The organism is Myxococcota bacterium (assembly GCA_041389495.1).
Taxonomy (GTDB): Bacteria; Myxococcota_A; UBA9160; order UBA9160; family UBA4427; genus JAWKRT01.
This window is the reverse complement of sequence record JAWKRT010000006.1, coordinates 132,000-150,187: the sequence shown is the minus strand read 5'-3', so window position 1 is coordinate 150,187 and position 18,188 is coordinate 132,000. Positions and strand designations below refer to the sequence as shown.

Here is an 18,188-nt window from a genome sequence, read left to right as displayed (position 1 = left end):
CCTACGCTGCGGAGTGCGATTGCGACACGATGACGAAGCCGAAGAGCGACTACGCGATCCAGACGGTGCAGAATGCGCTGCGCCTGCTCGAGATGTTCCAGGACGAGATCGAGCTCGGCGTGAGCGAGCTGTCCCGTCGCCTCGACCTCCACAAGAACAACGTGTTCCGGCTGCTCGCGACGCTCGAGCTCGAGGGCTACATCGAGCAGAGCGCCTCGACGGACCGCTACAGGCTCGGGACGCGGTGCCTCGAGCTCGGCCGCGCGTTCGCGCGCGGAAGCCGGCTGCTCGAACGCGCGCGCCCCGTGCTCGAGTCGCTCGCGCTCGAGCTCGGCGAGTCCGCGCACCTCGGCGTGATGCACGACTTCGAGGTGATCCACCTCGACGGCGAGCAGCCGCGCGCGCTCGTGCTCGCGGCCTCGCGCGTCGGCCGCCGGCTCCCCGTGCACTGCACGGCGCTCGGCAAGGTGCTCGTCGCGCACGCCGATGCACCCACGCGCGTCGCCTTCGACGAGCGCTGCATCGCCGCGGGGCTCGCATCGTCGACGCCCGCCACCATCACGGATCGCGACAAGCTGGTCGAGGAGCTGCGCGCCGTCGCGTCGCAGGGCTTCGCGCTCGACCTCGGCGAGTACGACGAAGGCCTCGCGTGCGCGGCCGCTCCCGTCTTCCAGGAAGGCGGGCGGTGCGTCGGAGCGCTCTCCGTGTCGGGGCCGTCGAACCGCCTGACGGAGATGCGCCTGCACGACGTCGCCGTGCCCGAGCTCGTCGCGGCGGCCGAGCGCCTCTCTCACCAGCTCGGCGCCTGACGCGGCGCGCGCGCCCTGCGCGCCGCCGCTCGCACGAGGTCGCTGCGCTTCCTCGTGCGCAATGCCGTGCGCGCGCACCGCGTCTCCTCCCGCGTCGTGACACGAGTCACGGCGCGGCTGGGGTGACGCGCCGACACGCCCGCCCCGAATGCGCACGACGCGAGCACCGCGCACGGCGGCGTGCGCTCGCTCTCGCCGCGCAACCCGGGGAGGCGAGCATGCGAGACGGTCGAACGCGGCGCGTGACGGCGAAGCAGTGCGGCGAGGACTTCCTGAAGGCGCACCGCGCCGCGCTCACGGTGCTGAGCGGTCCGGCGGCGGGCAGCGAGTACGAGCTCGGCGCGACGCGCGCGGTGATCGGGCGCTCGGCCAAGGTGTCGATCCGCATCGAGGACGCATCGGTCTCGCACGAGCACGCGTGCATCGAGCTCGGCGTCGCGGGCTTCGGCATTCGCGATCTCGGAAGCACGAACGGCGTGCGCGTCAACGGCGCGCGCGTCGCCGGCGCCGCACTCGAGCACGGCGATCGCGTGCACATCGGCTCCGTCGAGCTCCAGTACGTCGTCGAGGAGATCGCGGGCTCGGGCGCGGGGGGCCGCGTCTGGGATCTCGGCGACCTGAGCGACGTCGCCGATCTCGACGACGCGCTCGACACCGCGCGCCGCGCCTAGCGCGACGACCGCGACACCCCGATGGCAGCGACCTCGGCGACGGCGGGCCGCGCGTCCGCAGCGACGGGCGGCCGCACGCTCGGCGGCTTCACCGTCGAGCGCGAGATCGGGCGCGGCGGCATGGGCGAGGTGCTGCTCGCGACGCAGACGTCGCTCGGCCGCGCGGTCGTGCTCAAGCGCATCCTGCGCGACCTGGCGGGCGAGCCCGAGCTCGCGGCGCGCTTCGAACGCGAGGCGCGCGCCGCCGGCGCGCTCCACCACGGCAACGTCGTCGCCGTCTACGATCTCTTCACGCACCGGGGCGCGCAGTACATCGCGCTCGAGTACGTCGACGGCGTCGACCTCGCGAGCGCGATCGCGCTCGAGGGCGCGCTGCCGTGGCGCGTCGCGGCGACGATCGCGCTCGAGATGGCGCGTGGCCTCGAGGCCGTCCACGCGCGCGGCACGCTCCACCGCGACCTGAAGCCCGCCAACCTGCTCCTCGGTCGCCGCGGCGAGGTGAAGATCACGGACTTCGGGCTCGCGCTCGACGCCGAGGCGTCGCCGCTGACGCGCCCCGGCGTCGCGCTCGGCACGCCTTCGTACATGGCGCCCGAGCAGCTGCGCTGCGAGCGCGCCGATGCGCGCAGCGACGTGTTCGCGTTCGGCTGCGTGCTCTACGAGATGCTGACCGGCGCGCCGGCCTTTCCGCCCGCGGCGTGCGACGGCGCGTCGGGCGGCGGTGCACGCGGCACGGACGACGGAGCCGGCGTCGGCGCGGCGCGTCCGGCGAGCGACAGCGCCGCACTGCGCATCCAGCGCGGGCGCTACGTCCCGGTGCGGCGCGCCGCGCGCGGCGTGCCGCGACGGCTCGCGCGGCTCGTCGCGCGCTGCCTGCGCCCGAGCCCGAAGCGGCGCGTCGCGAGCGCGCGCGAGCTGCGCCGCGCGCTCGAGCAGCTCCTCGCGAGCCCCGCGTCGGCCGACTGCCAGGCCGAGCTCGCGCGCTTCCTGCGCGAGCGAAACGTGATCGAGCCGCGCAGCGACGAGACGCTCGTGCTCGTCGCGGCCGAGCCGCGCGCGCCCGCTCGCCGTCCGCTGCGCGCGCTCGCCGCGGCCGTCGTGCTCGCACTCGCGACCGCTGCGCTCGCTGGCGCGCTGGCGCGCCCGCTCGTCGTCGCGGGCTACACGGATCGCGCGCGAGCCGCGTTCGCGGACGTGCGCGCGCGCGCCGCCGCGCGCAGCCACCTCGTGGCTCGCGCCGCGCCGCGCGAGACGGGCGACGCAGCGCGCGCATCCGCGGCGCGCGCACCGGGTGGCCCCGCCCCTCCGATCGAAGCGCAGGCGTCGGCCGGCGACCCCCTTGCCGTCGAGGCTCGCGCACCGAGCGGCGAAGCCGTTACCGTGGAGGCTCGCTCGCCGGGCGAGTCGTGAGCTCGCGCGGCGCCCGCGTCCACCGGAGCGACGCTGGAGGGACGCCCGCCTTGGCACTGCGACCGATCCGCCTGCGGCTCCTCGCGCTGCTCGTGCTGGGCCTCTCCACGAACGCGTGTGTCGCGAGCGAGCGACGCGAGGTCGCGGCCGCGCGCGAGGCCCACCGCGCCTGCGTCGCCGAGCGCGGAGCCGACCACCCCGAGTGCGCCGCGCTCGCCGCGCGCCTTCGCGAGGCGCAGGCGCGCTACGAGTCGAACGCGCGCCGCGCGTGGGGCTGCGACCCGCGCGCCGAGGAGTGCCCGGTCGAACGCTAGTCGGGCGCGAGCCTGCGCGGCTCGCGGCGCGCCGTCCCGCGCCGGCGCCGGCCCTGCGGCTCCCGACGAGGGCGACGTCGAAGGGGAAGTGCGCGAGGGCGACTCCGCCATCGCGTATGCTGCGCGCCGGAGGCGCGCTCGATGACGGACCTCGCAACCCTCGCCAACCTGGCGGAGATCCTCGGCGGGGCGACCGTCGTGGGCGGCGCCTTCTTCGCGGTGCGACAGCTGCGCGAAGCGCGGCGCGTGCGCGAGGACGCCGTCGCGAGCGAGCTGATGCGCTCCTTCTACAGTCCGGAGCTCGCGCGCGCCGTCCAGGTCGTGATGGCGCTGCCCGACGAGACGGACGCGGACTCGCTGCGCGCGCTCGGGCCCGAGCACGAGTCGGCGGCCCTCCTCGTCGCCACGACGTTCGAGACGATGGGGCTGCTCGTGTTCCGGCGCATCGCGCCGTTCTCGCTCGTGCGCGACCTCGCGGGCGGCCTCTCGCGCGTGATGTGGCGCAAGCTCGCCCGATGGGTCGAGGAGACGCGCGTCCGCAACCGGCAGCCGACGTTCTCCGAGTGGTTCCAGTGGCTCGTCGAGCGGCTCGACGACTGGGACGGCGCCCACACTCCGGTGCCCGCGCACGTGCGCGGGGCCGGGTGGAAGCCGCGCGCGGACTGACGCGCGGCACGCGCGCATCGCACCGGCATCCGCGGCCGTCTCCTCAAGCGTTCGCCGGGCCCGGCCGACCGTGCGCGGCCGAGGAGGATGCGCGCATGCGATCGTGTCTCGCGCCGGCCCTGGCTCTCGCGTCGCTCGTCGTGCTGGCCGCGGCCGCACCGGCCGAGATCTACAAGTGGACGGATCCCGATGGGGTCGTCCACTTCACGTCGAACCCCGACGAGGTGCCGGCCGACCAGCGGGCGGCCGCCGCCGCGGCCGCGCGCGCGGGGAAGGGCTCCTTCCAGCGCGGCGTCGTCCCGAGCGCATCCGGCGCATCGAGCGCGCCGCGCGCAGGGGAGGCCCCGGCCGCCGCACCCGCGGCCCGACGGCGCGCCGGCCCGGCCGCGCGCACGGCGCGCGGCGCCGAGCCCGCCGAAGAGCGCGCGGGCGGGAAGACCGAGGCCGAGTGGCGGGCCGAAGCGCAGAAGTACCGCGACGCGATGGCCCGACTCGAGGGCGCGGCCGAGCGCTGCAAGGGCGACCGCTTCCGGTACACGGAGGGCGCCGGCCGGCGCGCCTACGACGAGGAGATGGCGGAGGCCAACGCCTGCCAGAAGGTGCGCGACGAGATCGACATGAACCGCCGCTGGCTCGAGCGCCTCGAGGAGCGCGCGCACGCGGCCGGCGTTCCGCCGGGCTGGATCCGCGACTAGCGTCGCGGCCGCGCGATGGACGTCCTCGCCGCGGTCGGCGCCGCGCTCGCACCGCCGCTCCACGCACCGCTCGCCCTCCTCGCCGCCGCGGTCGTGCTCGGGACGGCGGTGACGCTGCCGGGCTACGCCGCCCTCCTGCGACGCCTCGAGCGCGAGTGTCCGAGCGAGTTCGAACGCCTCGGGCGACCGTCGCTCTGGATGGCCTCGCCCGAACGCAGCCTCGCGCTGCAGCGCTTCCTCTACTTCGAGGCGGGTCGCGCCGGGCTGTCGCCGTCGCTCCTGCGCCTGTGCCGCTGGCTCGCGATCGCGACGCCGCTCCACGTCGGCGGCGTCGCGACGGGCGCGCTCTGGCTGCTCGTCGCGAGCCTCGCCGTGGCGAGCGCTCGTTAGTCCAGACTTCGCCGGGTCAGCGGTCGGCGGGCCGGCCCGACGCGGCGGCCGCCGCGAGCTCCGAGCGCAGGCGCGCGAGCGCCTGCGCGCTCGCCCGCACGCGGATGCGCGTCCCCTCGGCGTCGTGCTCCTCGCGGAGCACGTGCGCCGTCGCGTGCGCCTGCGCGACGACGCGCTGGAGCGCGTAGGGCACGACGAGCTCCGCCTCCTCCATGTCGCGCTCGAAGTGCGCGACGATGCGCTCGCGAAGCGTCGCGACGTCCTCCGCGCGGCGCGCGGAGACGAGCAGCGCGTCGGGGTGCGCGGCGCGCACGCGCGCGCGGGAGAGCTCGTCGAGCTTGTCGGCCTTGTTGAGCACGAGCAGGCGCGGGGCCTCGTCCGCGCCGATCGACGCGAGCACGTCCGTCGTCACCGCCAGCTGCGACTCGTGGGCCGGGTCGGAGGCGTCGACGACGTGGACGAGCAGGTCGCACTCGCGCGCCTCGTCGAGCGTCGAGCGGAAGCTCGCGACGAGGTCGTGCGGCAGGTGCTTGATGAAGCCGACCGTGTCCGAGACGAGGATGCGGTGCGCGCCCGCGTGCTCGAGCACGCGCACCGTCGTGCCGAGCGTCGCGAAGAGCTTGTCCTCGACGAGCACGCCGCTTCCGGTGAGCGCGCGCATCCACGACGACTTGCCGGCGTTCGTGTAGCCGACGAGCGCGACGGTGCTCACGCCCTCGCGTCGCCGGCGCCGCGTCGCGTCCTCGCGCTCGATGCTCGCGAGCTCGCTGCGCAGCTCGGCGATGCGGTCGCGCACCTTGCGGCGATCGAGCTCGGACGCGCTCTCGCCCGCGCCGCGGCCGCCGATGCCTCCACCCTGGCGGTCGCGGCCGAGGCCCGTCTCGCGCAGCCGCGGTGCGATGTACTCGAGCCGCGCGATCTCGACCTGCAGGCGCGCTTCGCGGCTGCGCGCGTGGCGCTGGAAGATCGCGAGGATGACGGCCGTGCGGTCGAGCACCTCGACGCCGGTCGCGCGCTCGAGGTTGCGCGCCTGGGACGGCGTCAGGTCGTGGTCGACGAGCACGATCGTCGCGGGCGGCGCGTCGTCGTCGGGGCCCTCCCCGGTGTCGTCCGCGTCGTCCTCGCGCTCGCCGTCGTCGTCGCGGTTCGCGTCGCCGGCCTCGAGCTCCTCGTGGCGCGGCTCGTCGCCGCGCGCGTCGTCCTCGTCGTCGCTCTCGTCGCGGCGGCGCGCCCCGGCGGCGCGCGGGCCGAGCGGGACGACGCCCGTTCCGCCCGTCCAGCGCGCGAGCTCGCGCAGCTTTCCGCTGCCGACGACCGCGCCCGGCGCCATGCGCGCGCGGCGCTGGACGACGCGTCCGACGACCTCGAAGCCGAGCGTCGTCGCGAGGCGCGCGAGCTCGTCGAGCGACGACGTGAAGTCCCGGTCGGCGACGCCCGAGAGCTGGACGCCTAGCAAGACGGCGCGGGGCCGGGCGGGCGCGGTCGACGACATCGGTTCGGAGCTCCACCGCGGGCGCGGCTCGGGGCGGGAGAGTACTCGAGTGCGGGCGCGCGCGCGCCGAAGAGGCGGCCCATGCAGACCCTCCTCGTCGCCGGTGTCGTGATGATCGTCGTCTTCGTCGTCGCGCGCGCGCTCGGAAGCGCGGGCGACGGCGCGCGCCTTCCCGCGGGCGGCGACGCGGGTGCCCACACCGTCGAGGGCCTGATGGCCGCCGGTCGCAAGATCGAGGCGATCAAGCTCTACCGCGAGCAGCACCGCGTCGGGCTGAAGGAAGCGAAGGAGGCGGTCGAGGCGATCGCGGAGGGCCGGACGCCGCGCTGAACGCCGCCGATCGCCGCCCGCGGTACGCTGCGCGCCGGCGCGTGCACGACGCGCCGCATCCGCCGCGCACGCGCGCTGCGGGGGAGGTGCGCATGCGGGAGCGCCATCGAGGGTGCGCGGCCGTGGCGGCGATCGCGCTGCTCGCCGCGGCCTGCGCGAGCGATCGCGCCGGGGGCCCGGGCGCCGAGCGTCTTCGCTATGCCGATTCCCGGACGGACTGGAGCCGGCCGGTCGACTTCGGCGAGCTGCGGCGCGAGTACGGCGAGCGCGACGACTTCGCACGGCGCTGCGAGGAGGGCCAGCCGATCGCGGCGGCCGCGGCGGCGTTCGCGCAGCAGCAGTGGAGCGAGGTGCTCGCCGTCGCGACCCCGTTCCTCGACCGCTGCCCCGTCGACATGGACTTCCACTACCTGCGCTCGGTGGCGCTCTCCTCGCTCGGCCGCGAGGCCGAGTCGATGCAGCACCAGCACTGGCGCCACGGGCTGCTCGAGTCGGTGCTGCGCTCGGGCGACGGCGCCTCCGCCGCGTCGCCCTGGGTCGTGATCTCGGTCGGCGAGGAGTACGCCGTGCTGCGCGCGCTCGGGCTCGAGCGCGAGTCGCAGGCGCTCGTCGAGGGCGGCGTCGATGCGCTCTCGGTGAGCGACGAGGACGGCGCGCGGAGCGTCGTCTACTTCGCGCCGCGCGCGCACTTCGCCCGTCTGCGGCGCGCGCTCGAGCGCGCGGCTCCGTAGCGCCGGCGGGCGCGGCTCCGCGCGAGCGCGTGGCGCACCGCCAAGTTGGCGCCTCTTCTGCGCTTTCTCGCAGCCCGGCGCCATCCCGAAGCGCCGTCGATCTGATAGACTGCGAGCCCTTTCACGCCGCCGGCAGCCACGGACAGCGGGCGTCCCTGTGCACTGTGCAGGGACGCTCTTGGTATCGGGCGCCGGACGGACGGGGCCGGGCGCTCTCCGCCCGTCGCCACATCCAGAGGAAGACCAAAGTGGGCTTGAAGGAAGACGCGCTCGAGTATCACCGCCGAGGGCGCCCGGGGAAGGTGAAGGTCGTTCCGACCAAGCCGACGGTGACGGCCGAGGACCTGTCGCTCGCGTACTCGCCCGGCGTCGCCGCGCCCTGCCTCGAGATCGAGAAGGATCCGGAGCAGATCTACTCCTACACGTCGAAGGGCAACCTCGTCGCCGTGATCTCGAACGGCACCGCCGTGCTCGGGCTCGGCAACATCGGCGCCGCGGCGGGCAAGCCGGTGATGGAGGGCAAGGGCGTCCTCTTCAAGCGCTTCGCCGACATCGACGTGTTCGACATCGAGATCGACTCGGAGGATCCGGAAGAGGTGATCCGCGTGTGCGAGCTCATCGCTCCCACGTTCGGCGGCATCAACCTCGAGGACATCCGCGCGCCCGAGTGCTTCGAGATCGAGGCGCGGCTCAAGAAGTCGCTCGACATCCCGGTCTTCCACGACGACCAGCACGGCACGGCGATCATCTCGGCGGCCGCGCTGCTCAACGCGCTCGAGATCACGGGGCGGCGCATCGAGGACGCGAAGGTCGTCTTCAGCGGCGCCGGCGCGTCGGGCATCGCGTGCGCGAAGCTGCACTGCGACCTCGGCATCCGCCGCGAGAACATGATGCTCTGCGACAGCAAGGGCGTCGTGCACACCGGCCGCACGGACCTGAACGCCTTCAAGCAGCCGTTCGCGCGCGACACGAAGGCGCGCACGCTCGCCGAGGCGCTCGAGGGCGCCGACGTGTTCGTGGGCCTCTCGCAGGCCGGGCTCGTCACCCAGGACATGGTCCGCTCGATGGCGGGCAAGCCGATCATCTTCGCGATGGCGAACCCCGACCCGGAGATCACGCCGCCCGAGGTCGAGGCCGTGCGCGACGACGCCATCACGGCGACGGGCCGCAGCGACTACCACAACCAGGTGAACAACGTGCTCGGCTTCCCGTTCCTGTTCCGCGGCGCGCTCGACGTGCGCGCGACGGACATCAACGAGCCGATGAAGCACGCGGCGGTGAAGGCGCTGGCGGAGCTCGCGAAGAAGGGCGACGCGGTGCCGGAAGCGGTGAAGCGCGCCTATCCGGGCGAGGTGTTCGACTTCGGCCCCCGCTACATCATCCCGAAGCCGTTCGATCCGCGCGTGCTGCTCTACGTGGCGCCCGCGGTCGCGCAGGCCGCGATGGAGAGCGGCGTCGCGCGCAAGCCGATCGACCTGCTCGAGTACGAGAAGCGGCTCGACCTCACGGTCACCGACCTCGCGAAGCTCTAGCCGAAGGCCGTCGGGGGCGCGCGGCACGCCGCGCGCCCCCGACGGCCGGGCGTCCCATCCGATCCCGCCGCGAAGGGCCCGATCCATGGAACAAGCGACGTTCAGCCTCGAGAACCCGCTCGCGACGACGCCCGCGCCGCCGCCGACCGAGGGCGCGCACCCGTCGGCGGCGATCTACGAGGATGCGCTCGAGTTCGGCCGCGAGATGCAGGCGCGTCCGGTGCGCGGCGGCGGCACCGAGCGCGTGCGCGTGCAGCACTCGAAGCAGCGCATGACCGTGTTCGAGCGCCTGCGCGTGCTGACGAAGTCCGAGCCGAACCTGCTCTGGACGAACTGGGGGCCCGGACTCGACGGCGCCTCGATCGTGACGGGCATCCTCGACATCGGCGGGCGCGACGTCGCCGTCTACGGCCACGACTTCACGCTGCGCGCCGGCTCGATGGACGCGACGAACGGCGCGAAGCTCGCGCGCCTGATCTACATGGCCGGCGAGAAGGGCATCCCGCTGATCGGCATGAACGACTCCGCGGGTGCGTTCGTCCCCGCCGGCGTCGGCGGCCTCGACGGCTACTCCGAGGCGTTCACCGCGCTGCGCAGGATCTCGGGCGTCGTGCCGAGCATCAGCCTCATGTTCGGGTACAACGCCGGCGGCGGCGCCTACCTCCCGCGCCAGGGCTCGTTCATGATCCAGTGCGACGACACGTTCATCGGGCTCACGGGGCCCGGCGTCGTGAAGAGCGCGCTCGGCGAGGACGTGACGGCCGACCAGCTCGGCGGCCCCGGCGTGCACGGACGCAACGGCGTCTGCGACATCACGACGAACGACGAGCTCGCCTCGCTGCGCACCGCGATCCGGCTGCTCGGCTACCTGCCCGACAACAACCACTCGTTCGCGCCGTACGTCGAGACGAGCGACCCCGTCGACCGCTACGTCGTCGAGGAGGACATCCTCTTCCGGCGCACGTTCGACTCGCCGGCGGGCATGAACGCGCCGCTCGACATCACGCTCTTCATCCAGAACATCTGCGACCACGGCGAGTACTTCGAGCTGCAGCCGGCGCGCGCGCGCAACATGATCACGGCCTTCGGCCGGATCGCGGGCCACGTCGTCGGCTTCGTCGCCAACAACTCGGCCGTCGCCTCGGGGCAGATCGACGTCGACGCGGCGCGCAAGGCCACGCGCTTCATCCGCTTCTGCAACGTCTACAACGTCCCGCTGCTCTTCCTCGAGGACACGACGGGCTTCCTGCCCGGCACCGACCAGGAGAGCCGCGGCATCATCCTCGAGGGCCGGCGGCTGCTCGACGCGATCATCGACGTCCGCGTGCCGTCGATGACGCTCATCATCCGCAACGCCTTCGGCGGCGCCTACGCCGCCTACAACAGCCACTTCACGGGCGCCGATCGCGTGCTCGCGATGCCGCACGCGCGCATCGCGGTGATGGGCCCGGGCGGCGGTACCGAGTTCGTGTTCAAGAAGGAGCTGCGCGACATCGCGGGCGCCTACCAGAAGGCCATCCAGGAAGGGAAGTCGCCGGCGGAGGCGTCGAAGGAGCGCGACCGCGCGCTCGCCGCCGTCCGCGACCGCTACGAGCGCGAGCTCATGAACCCGAAGGAGGCGATGGCGCTCGGCTCGGTCTCGAGCCTCGTCATGCCCGGCACGAGCCGCCGCGTGCTCGCGAAGAACCTGGATTTCCTGATGCGCCACTACGTGCCCGCCGCGATGGCCGGGCCGCAGCGGGAGTTCGAATAGCATGCGCGACCGCGACCTCGTGGCCGGCCGCTTCGCCGACGCCAGCAGCGACTGGGCCCGCTCCTTCGCGATCGACGACCTGAAGGTGCTCGTCGTGTGCCGCGGGCCCGTGCGGCTCGAGGCGTTCCAGGTCTTCGACGCGATCGGCATCGCCGAGTACGGGATGCTTCTCTCGGAGAAGGACTCGGTCGTCTATCCGCGCTGCCTCGCGCCCGAGCTGCGCGGCTTCCGCTTCCCGCACAACGTCCACCGCGTGCAGGACTACATGGGCGTCGGGCAGACTCAGAAGCTCCAGCGCATCCGCGAGATCATCGGGATCGCGAAGGACCACGGCTACACGCACCTGTTCGCGGGCTACGGCTTCATGGCCGAGGACGCCGAGTTCGTCGAGGCCATCGAGCGCGCGGGGCTCGGCTTCCTCGGGCCGTCGTCGCGCGTGATCCGCAGGGCGGGCGCCAAGGACGAGGCCAAGAAGCTCGCGCGCGCGCTCGGCAACGCCGTGATCCCCGGCGTCGACGACATCTCGGCGCGCGCGCTCGTGCGCAAGGCCGGCGACCGCGCCGCGCTCGCCGCGCTCGCGAAGGAGCACGGGCTCGACGCCTTCGCGTGGAACGCGGACGTCTCGCTCGCCGAGAACGCCGAGGCACTCCTGCAGGCCGGCTACGCGAAGTCGACCGAGCTCGTGACGATCGGCGAGCTGCAGGAAGAGGCGAAGGCGATCACCGCCGAGATGTGGAGCGACTACCCGAGCAACCGCATCCGCTTCAAGCACATCGGCGGCGGCGGCGGCAAGGGCCAGCGCGTCGTCGCGAAGCCCGATCAGGTCGCGAACGCGGTGATGGAGATCCTCGCCGAGAGCAAGGTCGTCGAGCCCGGCTCGAACCGGAACTTCCTCGTCGAGCTCAACCTCGAGACGACGCGCCACAACGAGATGCAGCTGATCGGGAACGGTGAGTGGTGCGTGTCGCTCGGCGGACGCGACTGCTCGGTGCAGATGCACGAGCAGAAGCTCGTCGAGGTCTCGCTCACGAGGGAGCTGCTCGAGACCGAGATCGAGCGCACCGAGGGCAAGGCGCGCGAGATCCTGCGCGGCGACGTCGCGACGCTCGCGCGCATGGAAGCCGAGGGCGAGAAGTTCGGAGAGGCGACCCAGCTCGACAGCGTGTCGACCTTCGAGTGCATCGTCGAGGGCTTCAACCACTTCTTCATGGAGATGAACACGCGCATCCAGGTCGAGCACGGCGTGACCGAGCTCGCCTACCGGCTGCGCTTCGCCAACCCCGCCGACCCGAGCGACTGCTTCTACGTCGACGAGCTGATCGAGGCGATGGCGCTGCTCGCGAAGCACGGGAAGCGGCTGCCTCGCCCCGAGCGCGTCGTGCGCTCGGTGTCCGGCCTCGAGATCCGCATCAATGCGACGAACCAGGCGTTGCAGCCGCACGCGGGCGGCGTGATCCGCAGCTGGTCGAAGCCGATCGACGGCGAGATCCGCTTCGACCAGGGCATCGGCATCCGCAACCCGGATACCGACACGTTCATCTGGTACAACCTCGCGGGCGCCTACGACAGCAACATCGCGCTGCTGCTCTGCGACGGCGCGAACCGCCGCGAGAACTACGAGCGCATGGCGGAGATCCTGCGCCGCACGGAGCTGCGCGGCGACGATCTGCAGACGAACCTCCCCGTCCACTACGGGCTCATCCAGTGGTTCCTCGGCAAGGGCGTGATGGCCGAGCCGAGCACGCGCTTCATGACGTCGTACCTGGCCGGCGTCGGTGCACTCCAGCAGGTGGTGAACGACGTCGACGTCGAGGCCGCGCTCGGGTTGCTCCTCGCGCGCGCGAAGGACGCGGACGAGAAGCGCGTGCTCGGAGCGAAGCAGACGCTGCTGCAGCGACCGATCGAGCGGCTGCTCGAGAACCCGCACGTGCTCGGCGGCTTCCTCGGCCGCTACGACGGCGAGCTGTGGGACGCGAGCGACCGCGCGCACGTGCGCTTCCGCGCGAACCCCGTCGACTTCCTCGCCGCGCTCTACGACTTCGTCGACCTCGAGGCGCGGCCGGGCGAGCCGCCGAGCGAGCAGATCTGGGACCACGACGCCGAGGTGCTCGACGCCGCGCGCGCGTTCTACGCCGAGGTCGCGGCGCGCACGGGCAAGCGCACGGCCGCCGAGCTCGAGGCGCTCTTCGGCGGCGCACCGGACCGCGCGCTCTCGGGCGGCGACGGCGCGCTCTGGCAGCGCTGCGTGGCCGCGCACCGCGGCTTCCAGGCGGGGCTCGACGCGCTGCTCGTGATCCCGCGCATCGGCGTGCGGAGCGGCTTCCTCGACATCACCGTGAACGAGGAGCTGCAGCCCGTCTTCCCGGCGAAGTTCACCGAGGCGGAGTCGGTGCAGGCGTGCACGCGCGCGCTCTCGCCGCCGCCGCCCGCCGCCTCGGACGAGATCGTGACGCCCATGGGCGGGACGTTCTACGCGCGCGAGGCGCCCGACCTCCCGCCGCTCGTCGCGGCGGGCGAGCACTTCGAGGCCGGCCAGCCGCTCTTCGTCATCGAGGTGATGAAGATGTTCAACAAGGTCGCCGCGCCGTTCGCGGGCACCGTCGTCGAGGCGCCCATGGACGGCAAGGACGGCACGGTCGTCAAGAAGGGCGACGTGATCTTCAAGATCGAGCCCGACGAGATGCCGGAAGTCGTCTCGCCCGCCGAGATCGCGGCGCGCCGCAAGGCGGTGACGGCCGAGCTGATGGCCGACTAGCGTTCCGCGCCGCGCACCGGCGCGGGCCTACTCGACGTATCCGAGCGCCCGCAGCTTGTCGATCGTCTCGCTCTCGAGCTGGCTCGGCTCGTCGGGCAGCAGGCCGACCTCGGGCGCGCGATAGCCGCCGTAGTCGATCGGCGTCGCGGGCGCGGCGGCGAGCCGCGCGGGCTCGAGTGCGCCTGCGACGGCGGCGCCCTCGAAGGCCGACGACGGCGGCAGTCCGAACAGCGCGAGCACGGTCGGCGCGACGTCGTAGACGCTCGGCGCGTCGGCGAGGCGCGCGCCCGCGCGCGCGCCCGGCCCGCTCACGAGGAACACGCCGTCGGGCGCGTGGTTGTGGCCGTAGTCGGCCTCCTCGTAGCTCCAGCCGTGGTCCGAGACGAGCACGACGGTCACGTCCGGCCCGGCCGCGGCGAGGATCTCGCCGACGAGCGAGTCCGCGAGCCGGTAGAAGTTGTGCACGACGCCGCGCTGCCGCCCGAAGCGGTGGCCGATGTTGTCGACGCCCGACATGTAGACGGCGAGGAAGTCGAGCGGCTCGGCGCGCAGGAGCGCCGCGGCCGCGCGCGCCGCGAAGACGTCCGCGTCGATCAGCTGGCCGGCCTCGTGGAGCGTGCCCGGATCGCGCGCGAGGAGCTCGCGCGCGTCGGGCGGCACCTCGGCGAAGACGGGATGGTCGAGCACGTCGAGCGGCGACGGCGCCGCCGGCGTCACGAACGAGCCTGCGTCGATGCGCTCGAGCAGGTCGGCCGGGTGCGTGATGGGCCCGGGCGCCATGTTCGACGCGCCGTGCTTGCCGCGGAAGAACGCCGCCCGCTTCGGGTTGTTGTCCGAGATGACGAAGCCGTCGAGCTCCTCGGCCGGATACGACGCGAACCAGTTCACGACGCCGACGCGCAGGCCCGCGTCGTCGAGCTCGTTCCACACGGCCTTCGCCTTGCGGTGGCAGCCCGAGACCGGCACCTGCAGCGCGATGCCCGTCGCCTTCGCGAGCCGCACGAACGCCGAGAAGCCGACGTGGTGCGGCGTCATCACCGGGTGCTTGAGGAGGCGCTGCGGGCCGCAGCGCGCGCCCGCGACGCGCAGCTGCTCGAAGTCGAGGATGCCGTGGCGCTCGGGCGCGACGCCCGTCGCGATCGTGTTCCAGATGAGCGGCGACCACGTGGGCTCGAACGTGCGGAGTGGCGCGCGCGCGCCGCGCGCGACGAGGCCGCCTAGCGTCGGGAGGTCGCCCGCGGCGACGAGCGCATCGATCTGGTCCCAGTCCGCGCCGTCGATGCCGAGCAGCAGGACGCGCGCGCCGGCCGCGGCGGGCGCGGGCGGCGGTGCGGCCGTCGCGACTTCGGGAGGGTTCGCGAGCGCGAGCACGCGCGGTGCGGCGACGGCCGCCGCGGCGGCGGCGCCGAGCGCGGCGACGAGGCCCGCGGCGCGCGCCGCGCGCGCCGTCGTCGGTGCGCCGGCGAGCGCGCGCAGCACCGCGCCGGCGACCGCGAAGAGCACGGCGCCCGCGCCCGCGTAGCCGAGCGCGAGCCAGCGCGCGAGCGCGAGTGCGGCATCGGGGTGGACGGTCGGGTTCGCATCCGCGAGCGCGAGCAGCACCCACAGGCCGGCGGCGGCGCCGGCCGCCGCGCCGGCGGCGACGAGGATCGCGATGGCCTTCATCGGGAGGCTCCCTCCTGGCTGGCTTCGCCTCGCGGCGTGGCTGCAGGCGTCGGTGCGGCCGGCGCGGCCGGCGCGTTCGCGGAGTCGACCCGACGGACGAGCGGCGCGAGCGCGTCGGCGAGTGCGCGGCCGGTGAGCTCGTGGCCGAGCGCGGTGTAGTGGTTGTCGTTCACGAACGTGACGCGCCGTCCGGCCGCGCGAGCGGGGTCCATGTAGATCGTGCGCGCGATCGCGCCCTCGATGCGCAGTGCGTGGGTGTCCATGCGGGCGAGCTCGGTGTCGCGGATGACGATCAGCAGCCTTGCACCCGAGGTGCGCACCTCGCGCGCGAGCGCCACGAGCAGCGCACTCGTGAGGCGCTCGCTCGCGCTCGCGGAGCGCGCTCCCGCTTGCAGCGTCGCCGCCTGCGCCGCGGCTGCGTTCGGCCCGAGCGCGCGGCCGGCGGCCGCGAATGCGCGCCCGCCCGCGTCGCGCGCGCGCTGCGCGGCCTTGCGCGCGGGCACTGCCCAGTACCAGATGGCCTCGAGCACGGGCTTGTGCTGCGCGAGGCGCATCGCCGCGAGGCTGAAGAGGGCCGAGCGGTCGGAGAGCGAGAGCTCGACGGCGCAGTAGGCGCGCTGCGCGACGCCGTCCATGCGCGTCGGCACGTAGCGCTCGTCGAGCCTCCAGTGCGAGCACAGCGGGTACTCGGGCACCGGCGTGCCGAGCAGCTCGAGGCTCCCGTCGGCGCGCAGCGCGAAGGCGCCCTTGCCGAAGAGCCGCCGCATGCGGTGGAGCTCCATGTTGTCGGTCGGGTCGTTCAGGCTGTGGACGAACACGACCCAGTCGGGCTGGAGGCCCTTTCCGCGCTCGCGATACCAGAGGTAGCTCTGGTCGGTGCCGTAGCCGCGCACCGCGCCGTTGAGCGTCTGTACGGGAACGCCGAGCCGTTCGGAGAGATGGACGCCCGCGAGGTGCGCGAAGGTCTGCGCGTACGGCACCTCGAAGCCCGCGACGACCGAGTCGCCGAGGAACAGGATGCGCACGCCATCGGGCGGACGCGGCGCGATCTCGGGCCCGCGCATGCCGAGCGAGTTGATCTCGACCTCGGCGTCGAACTCGACGGGGAAGGGGCGCGGGCCGACGTAGCGGCCCGACACGCCGCGGTCGTGGCGCCAGCCGAGCAGGTCGTCGTGCACCCAGAAGATCTCGGGCTTCGAGTAGACGTCGTAGAGCGCGCCGTAGCCGAGCGCGCGCAGCCCGAGCTCGAACGCGACCGCGACGAGGGCCGCGCTCGCGAAGGCGAGCGCGAGGCGGGCGGCGAGCCGTCGCAGCATGGCGGCGCAAGGTATCACGCGCGCCCGCCCCGCCCCGCGTGCGAGGCGCCCGCGCCGCGCACCGCAGGCGCGCGCCGCGCGTAGACTGCGCACATGTCGACGTACCGTCTCTACTCGTGGGAGCACAGCTACTTCTCGGGGAAGGTCCGCGCGTACCTGCGCTTCAAGCGGCGCGCCGGCGCGCTCGAGCCCGGCTTCGAGGACGTGCTCGCGACGCCCGAGCTGCTCGTCGGCCGGCTCGCGCCGCGCACGGGCTCGACGGCCGTGCCGCAGCTCGAGCTGCCCGACGGGCGCATCGTGCAGGACTCGAGCGAGATCCTCGACGTCGTCGAGGCCGCGCACCCGCGCGAGCCGGTCGTGCCGGACGCGCGCACGCGGCCGCGCCAGTGCATCGCGTCGTACCTCGTCGAGCTGCTCGCCGACGAGTGGCTCGTCGTGCCGGCGTTCTGGCAGCGCTGGTTCTACAGCGAGAACGGGCGCGAGCCCAACCACCGCGCGTTCAACGAGCAGCAGTGGGGCGCTGCGCTCGCACCGGGCGCGGGCGGTCTCGAGCGGCGCGCGGCGGGCGCGGCGTTCTTCGAGAAGGCGTTCGGCATCGCCGACACGCGGCACGCGCCGAAGGGCGTCTACGCCGGGCTCGTGCACCTCGGCTGCGATGCGCGGACCGAGCGCGCCTGGCAGGCGAGCCAGCACCGCGTCCTGTGCCTGCTCGAAGCGCACCTCGCGCGGCACGACCACGCACTCGGAGGCCGGCCGAGCCTCGCCGACTACGGCCTGCTCGGCCCGCTCTACGCGCACCTCTACCGCGACGCGATCCCGGGCTTCGCGCTGCGCGTCCTCTTCCCGCTCGTCGCCGAGTGGGTCGAGCGCACGAACGGGGAGGGCGCGCTCAACGCGCGCCGCTACGGGCAGCGGCTCTACACGCTCGACGGCGACGGCGAGCTGGTCGGACGCCCCGCGACGAGCGACGGCGGCGCGTGGCTCGACGACGACCGCGTTCCCGAGACGCTGCGGCCCGTGATCGGCGTGTTCTTCGAGGAGATGTGGCCCGTGCTGCGCGACTCGGTCGCGACGCTCGCGCGCTTCGTCGCGAGCGATGCGCACGCGCCGGGCGGCGAGCTCCCCGGCAAGACCTTCACCGCGACGCCGGGCTTCGAGGCGCACCAGACGGGCGAGGGCGCGCTGACGCACGCGTTCGAGATCGGCGGCGTGCGCGCGCGGCGGATGGTCGTGCCGTACCAGACGTGGATGCTCCAGCGCCTCGAGCGCGCGATCGACGCGGCCTGCGCGGCGCCGGGCGGTCGCGCCGCGCTCGAGGCGTTCCTCGCGCCCTTCCCGGGCGGGCTCGAGCTGCTCGAGCTCGGGCCGCTGCTCGACGGATGCCGGCTCCGCAAGGAGGGCGCGCGGCTCTTCTCGGAAGCTCGTTAGGCGCGGTCGCGCGCGCGCCGATCGCGGCCCGTTCGCGTGCGCCGGCGTCCGCTGCGCGCGGCCGCCGCCGGAGCCCGCGCAGGTGCAGGCGGTGCGCAACGGGGTGCTCGAACCGCGCGCGCTCGCGGTCGCCGGGCCCCGCGCACACCCGCGCCGGCGTCCGTGCGGCCGGCGTCGCGGTCGCGGTGAGGATCCCCCGAGCGCGTCGATCGCGCTTGAACCCGCGCGCGG

General features: G+C 74.0%; 15 protein-coding genes and 1 pseudogene. 13 read left to right on the top strand and 3 right to left on the bottom strand.

From position 1 onward, the window contains the following. Window positions 1–29: 29 nt before the first annotated feature. From R3E88_21755 to R3E88_21725, 7 genes are all read left to right on the top strand, one after another. Window positions 30–809, top strand: a complete 780-nt coding sequence (locus tag R3E88_21755; protein MEZ4219105.1) for an IclR family transcriptional regulator — start codon at window positions 30–32, stop codon at window positions 807–809. A gap of 218 nt (window positions 810–1,027) precedes the next feature. Next, entirely contained in the window at window positions 1,028–1,480 is a 453-nt protein-coding gene (locus R3E88_21750) for an FHA domain-containing protein (GenBank protein ID MEZ4219104.1), read from the top strand. A 21-nt stretch (window positions 1,481–1,501) separates the two neighbouring features. After that, a complete protein-coding gene (locus R3E88_21745; GenBank protein ID MEZ4219103.1) occupies window positions 1,502–2,890 on the top strand; it encodes a serine/threonine-protein kinase in 1,389 nt (462 codons plus the stop codon). A 50-nt stretch (window positions 2,891–2,940) separates the two neighbouring features. Next, a complete protein-coding gene (locus R3E88_21740) occupies window positions 2,941–3,204 on the top strand; it encodes a hypothetical protein (protein MEZ4219102.1) in 264 nt (87 codons plus the stop codon). Window positions 3,205–3,345: 141 nt separating this feature from the next. Continuing rightward, entirely contained in the window at window positions 3,346–3,870 is a 525-nt protein-coding gene (locus R3E88_21735; GenBank protein MEZ4219101.1) for a hypothetical protein, read from the top strand. 95 nt (window positions 3,871–3,965) lie between these two features. Next, window positions 3,966–4,565 carry a DUF4124 domain-containing protein gene (locus R3E88_21730; protein MEZ4219100.1) on the top strand — a complete coding sequence of 200 codons (600 nt, stop codon included), beginning with the start codon at window positions 3,966–3,968 and terminating at the stop codon, window positions 4,563–4,565. A 15-nt stretch (window positions 4,566–4,580) separates the two neighbouring features. Next, a complete protein-coding gene (locus R3E88_21725; GenBank protein MEZ4219099.1) occupies window positions 4,581–4,955 on the top strand; it encodes a hypothetical protein in 375 nt (124 codons plus the stop codon). A gap of 16 nt (window positions 4,956–4,971) precedes the next feature. On the opposite strand, the gene hflX is transcribed toward R3E88_21725, so the two are convergent. Next, window positions 4,972–6,447, bottom strand: a complete 1,476-nt coding sequence (gene hflX, locus R3E88_21720; GenBank protein ID MEZ4219098.1) for a GTPase HflX — start codon at window positions 6,445–6,447, stop codon at window positions 4,972–4,974. Between the two features lie 81 nt (window positions 6,448–6,528). Between hflX and R3E88_21715 the strand changes: the two genes are divergently transcribed. The 5 genes and pseudogenes from R3E88_21715 (at window position 6,529) to R3E88_21695 (ending at window position 13,548) form a co-directional block, all read left to right on the top strand. Next, the gene (locus R3E88_21715) at window positions 6,529–6,777 is read left to right on the top strand and encodes a hypothetical protein (GenBank protein MEZ4219097.1); all 249 of its coding nucleotides are present in this window, start codon (window positions 6,529–6,531) and stop codon (window positions 6,775–6,777) included. Between the two features lie 122 nt (window positions 6,778–6,899). Beyond that, on the top strand, window positions 6,900–7,508 hold the full coding sequence (locus tag R3E88_21710) for a DUF4919 domain-containing protein (protein ID MEZ4219096.1): 609 nt from the start codon (window positions 6,900–6,902) through the stop codon (window positions 7,506–7,508). Between the two features lie 248 nt (window positions 7,509–7,756). Further along, window positions 7,757–9,010: pseudogene (locus tag R3E88_21705) on the top strand (malic enzyme-like NAD(P)-binding protein). A 115-nt stretch (window positions 9,011–9,125) separates the two neighbouring features. Further along, window positions 9,126–10,793, top strand: a complete 1,668-nt coding sequence (locus R3E88_21700) for a carboxyl transferase domain-containing protein (GenBank protein ID MEZ4219095.1) — start codon at window positions 9,126–9,128, stop codon at window positions 10,791–10,793. Window position 10,794: 1 nt separating this feature from the next. Then, window positions 10,795–13,548: a biotin/lipoyl-containing protein gene (locus R3E88_21695; GenBank protein MEZ4219094.1), complete on the top strand. Its 2,754-nt coding sequence runs from the start codon at window positions 10,795–10,797 to the stop codon at window positions 13,546–13,548. A gap of 27 nt (window positions 13,549–13,575) precedes the next feature. Here R3E88_21695 and R3E88_21690 read toward each other — a convergent pair whose 3' ends face one another. Beyond that, the gene (locus R3E88_21690) at window positions 13,576–15,213 is read right to left on the bottom strand and encodes an alkaline phosphatase family protein (protein ID MEZ4219093.1); all 1,638 of its coding nucleotides are present in this window, start codon (window positions 15,211–15,213) and stop codon (window positions 13,576–13,578) included. After that, entirely contained in the window at window positions 15,210–16,529 is a 1,320-nt protein-coding gene (locus R3E88_21685) for an SGNH/GDSL hydrolase family protein (protein MEZ4219092.1), read from the bottom strand. The genes R3E88_21690 and R3E88_21685 overlap by 4 nt, the downstream gene beginning before the upstream one ends. A gap of 93 nt (window positions 16,530–16,622) precedes the next feature. Here R3E88_21685 and R3E88_21680 point away from each other — a divergent pair, with 93 nt between their 5' ends. After that, window positions 16,623–17,957, top strand: a complete 1,335-nt coding sequence (locus R3E88_21680; GenBank protein MEZ4219091.1) for a glutathione S-transferase family protein — start codon at window positions 16,623–16,625, stop codon at window positions 17,955–17,957. Window positions 17,958–18,188: the final 231 nt, after the last annotated feature.

Excerpts from the sequence above, each read along its gene's own strand:
- R3E88_21755 (MEZ4219105.1), top strand. The coding sequence starts at position 30 with ATGACGAAGCCGAAGAGCGACTACGCGATCCAGACGGTGCAGAATGCG.
- R3E88_21750 (MEZ4219104.1), top strand. The coding sequence starts at position 1,028 with ATGCGAGACGGTCGAACGCGGCGCGTGACGGCGAAGCAGTGCGGCGAG.
- R3E88_21745 (MEZ4219103.1), top strand. The coding sequence starts at position 1,502 with ATGGCAGCGACCTCGGCGACGGCGGGCCGCGCGTCCGCAGCGACGGGC.
- R3E88_21735 (MEZ4219101.1), top strand. The coding sequence starts at position 3,346 with ATGACGGACCTCGCAACCCTCGCCAACCTGGCGGAGATCCTCGGCGGG.
- R3E88_21730 (MEZ4219100.1), top strand. The coding sequence starts at position 3,966 with ATGCGATCGTGTCTCGCGCCGGCCCTGGCTCTCGCGTCGCTCGTCGTG.
- R3E88_21725 (MEZ4219099.1), top strand. The coding sequence starts at position 4,581 with ATGGACGTCCTCGCCGCGGTCGGCGCCGCGCTCGCACCGCCGCTCCAC.
- hflX (MEZ4219098.1), bottom strand. The coding sequence starts at position 6,447 with ATGTCGTCGACCGCGCCCGCCCGGCCCCGCGCCGTCTTGCTAGGCGTC.
- R3E88_21715 (MEZ4219097.1), top strand. The coding sequence starts at position 6,529 with ATGCAGACCCTCCTCGTCGCCGGTGTCGTGATGATCGTCGTCTTCGTC.
- R3E88_21700 (MEZ4219095.1), top strand. The coding sequence starts at position 9,126 with ATGGAACAAGCGACGTTCAGCCTCGAGAACCCGCTCGCGACGACGCCC.
- R3E88_21695 (MEZ4219094.1), top strand. The coding sequence starts at position 10,795 with ATGCGCGACCGCGACCTCGTGGCCGGCCGCTTCGCCGACGCCAGCAGC.
- R3E88_21690 (MEZ4219093.1), bottom strand. The coding sequence starts at position 15,213 with ATGAAGGCCATCGCGATCCTCGTCGCCGCCGGCGCGGCGGCCGGCGCC.
- R3E88_21685 (MEZ4219092.1), bottom strand. The coding sequence starts at position 16,529 with ATGCTGCGACGGCTCGCCGCCCGCCTCGCGCTCGCCTTCGCGAGCGCG.
- R3E88_21680 (MEZ4219091.1), top strand. The coding sequence starts at position 16,623 with ATGTCGACGTACCGTCTCTACTCGTGGGAGCACAGCTACTTCTCGGGG.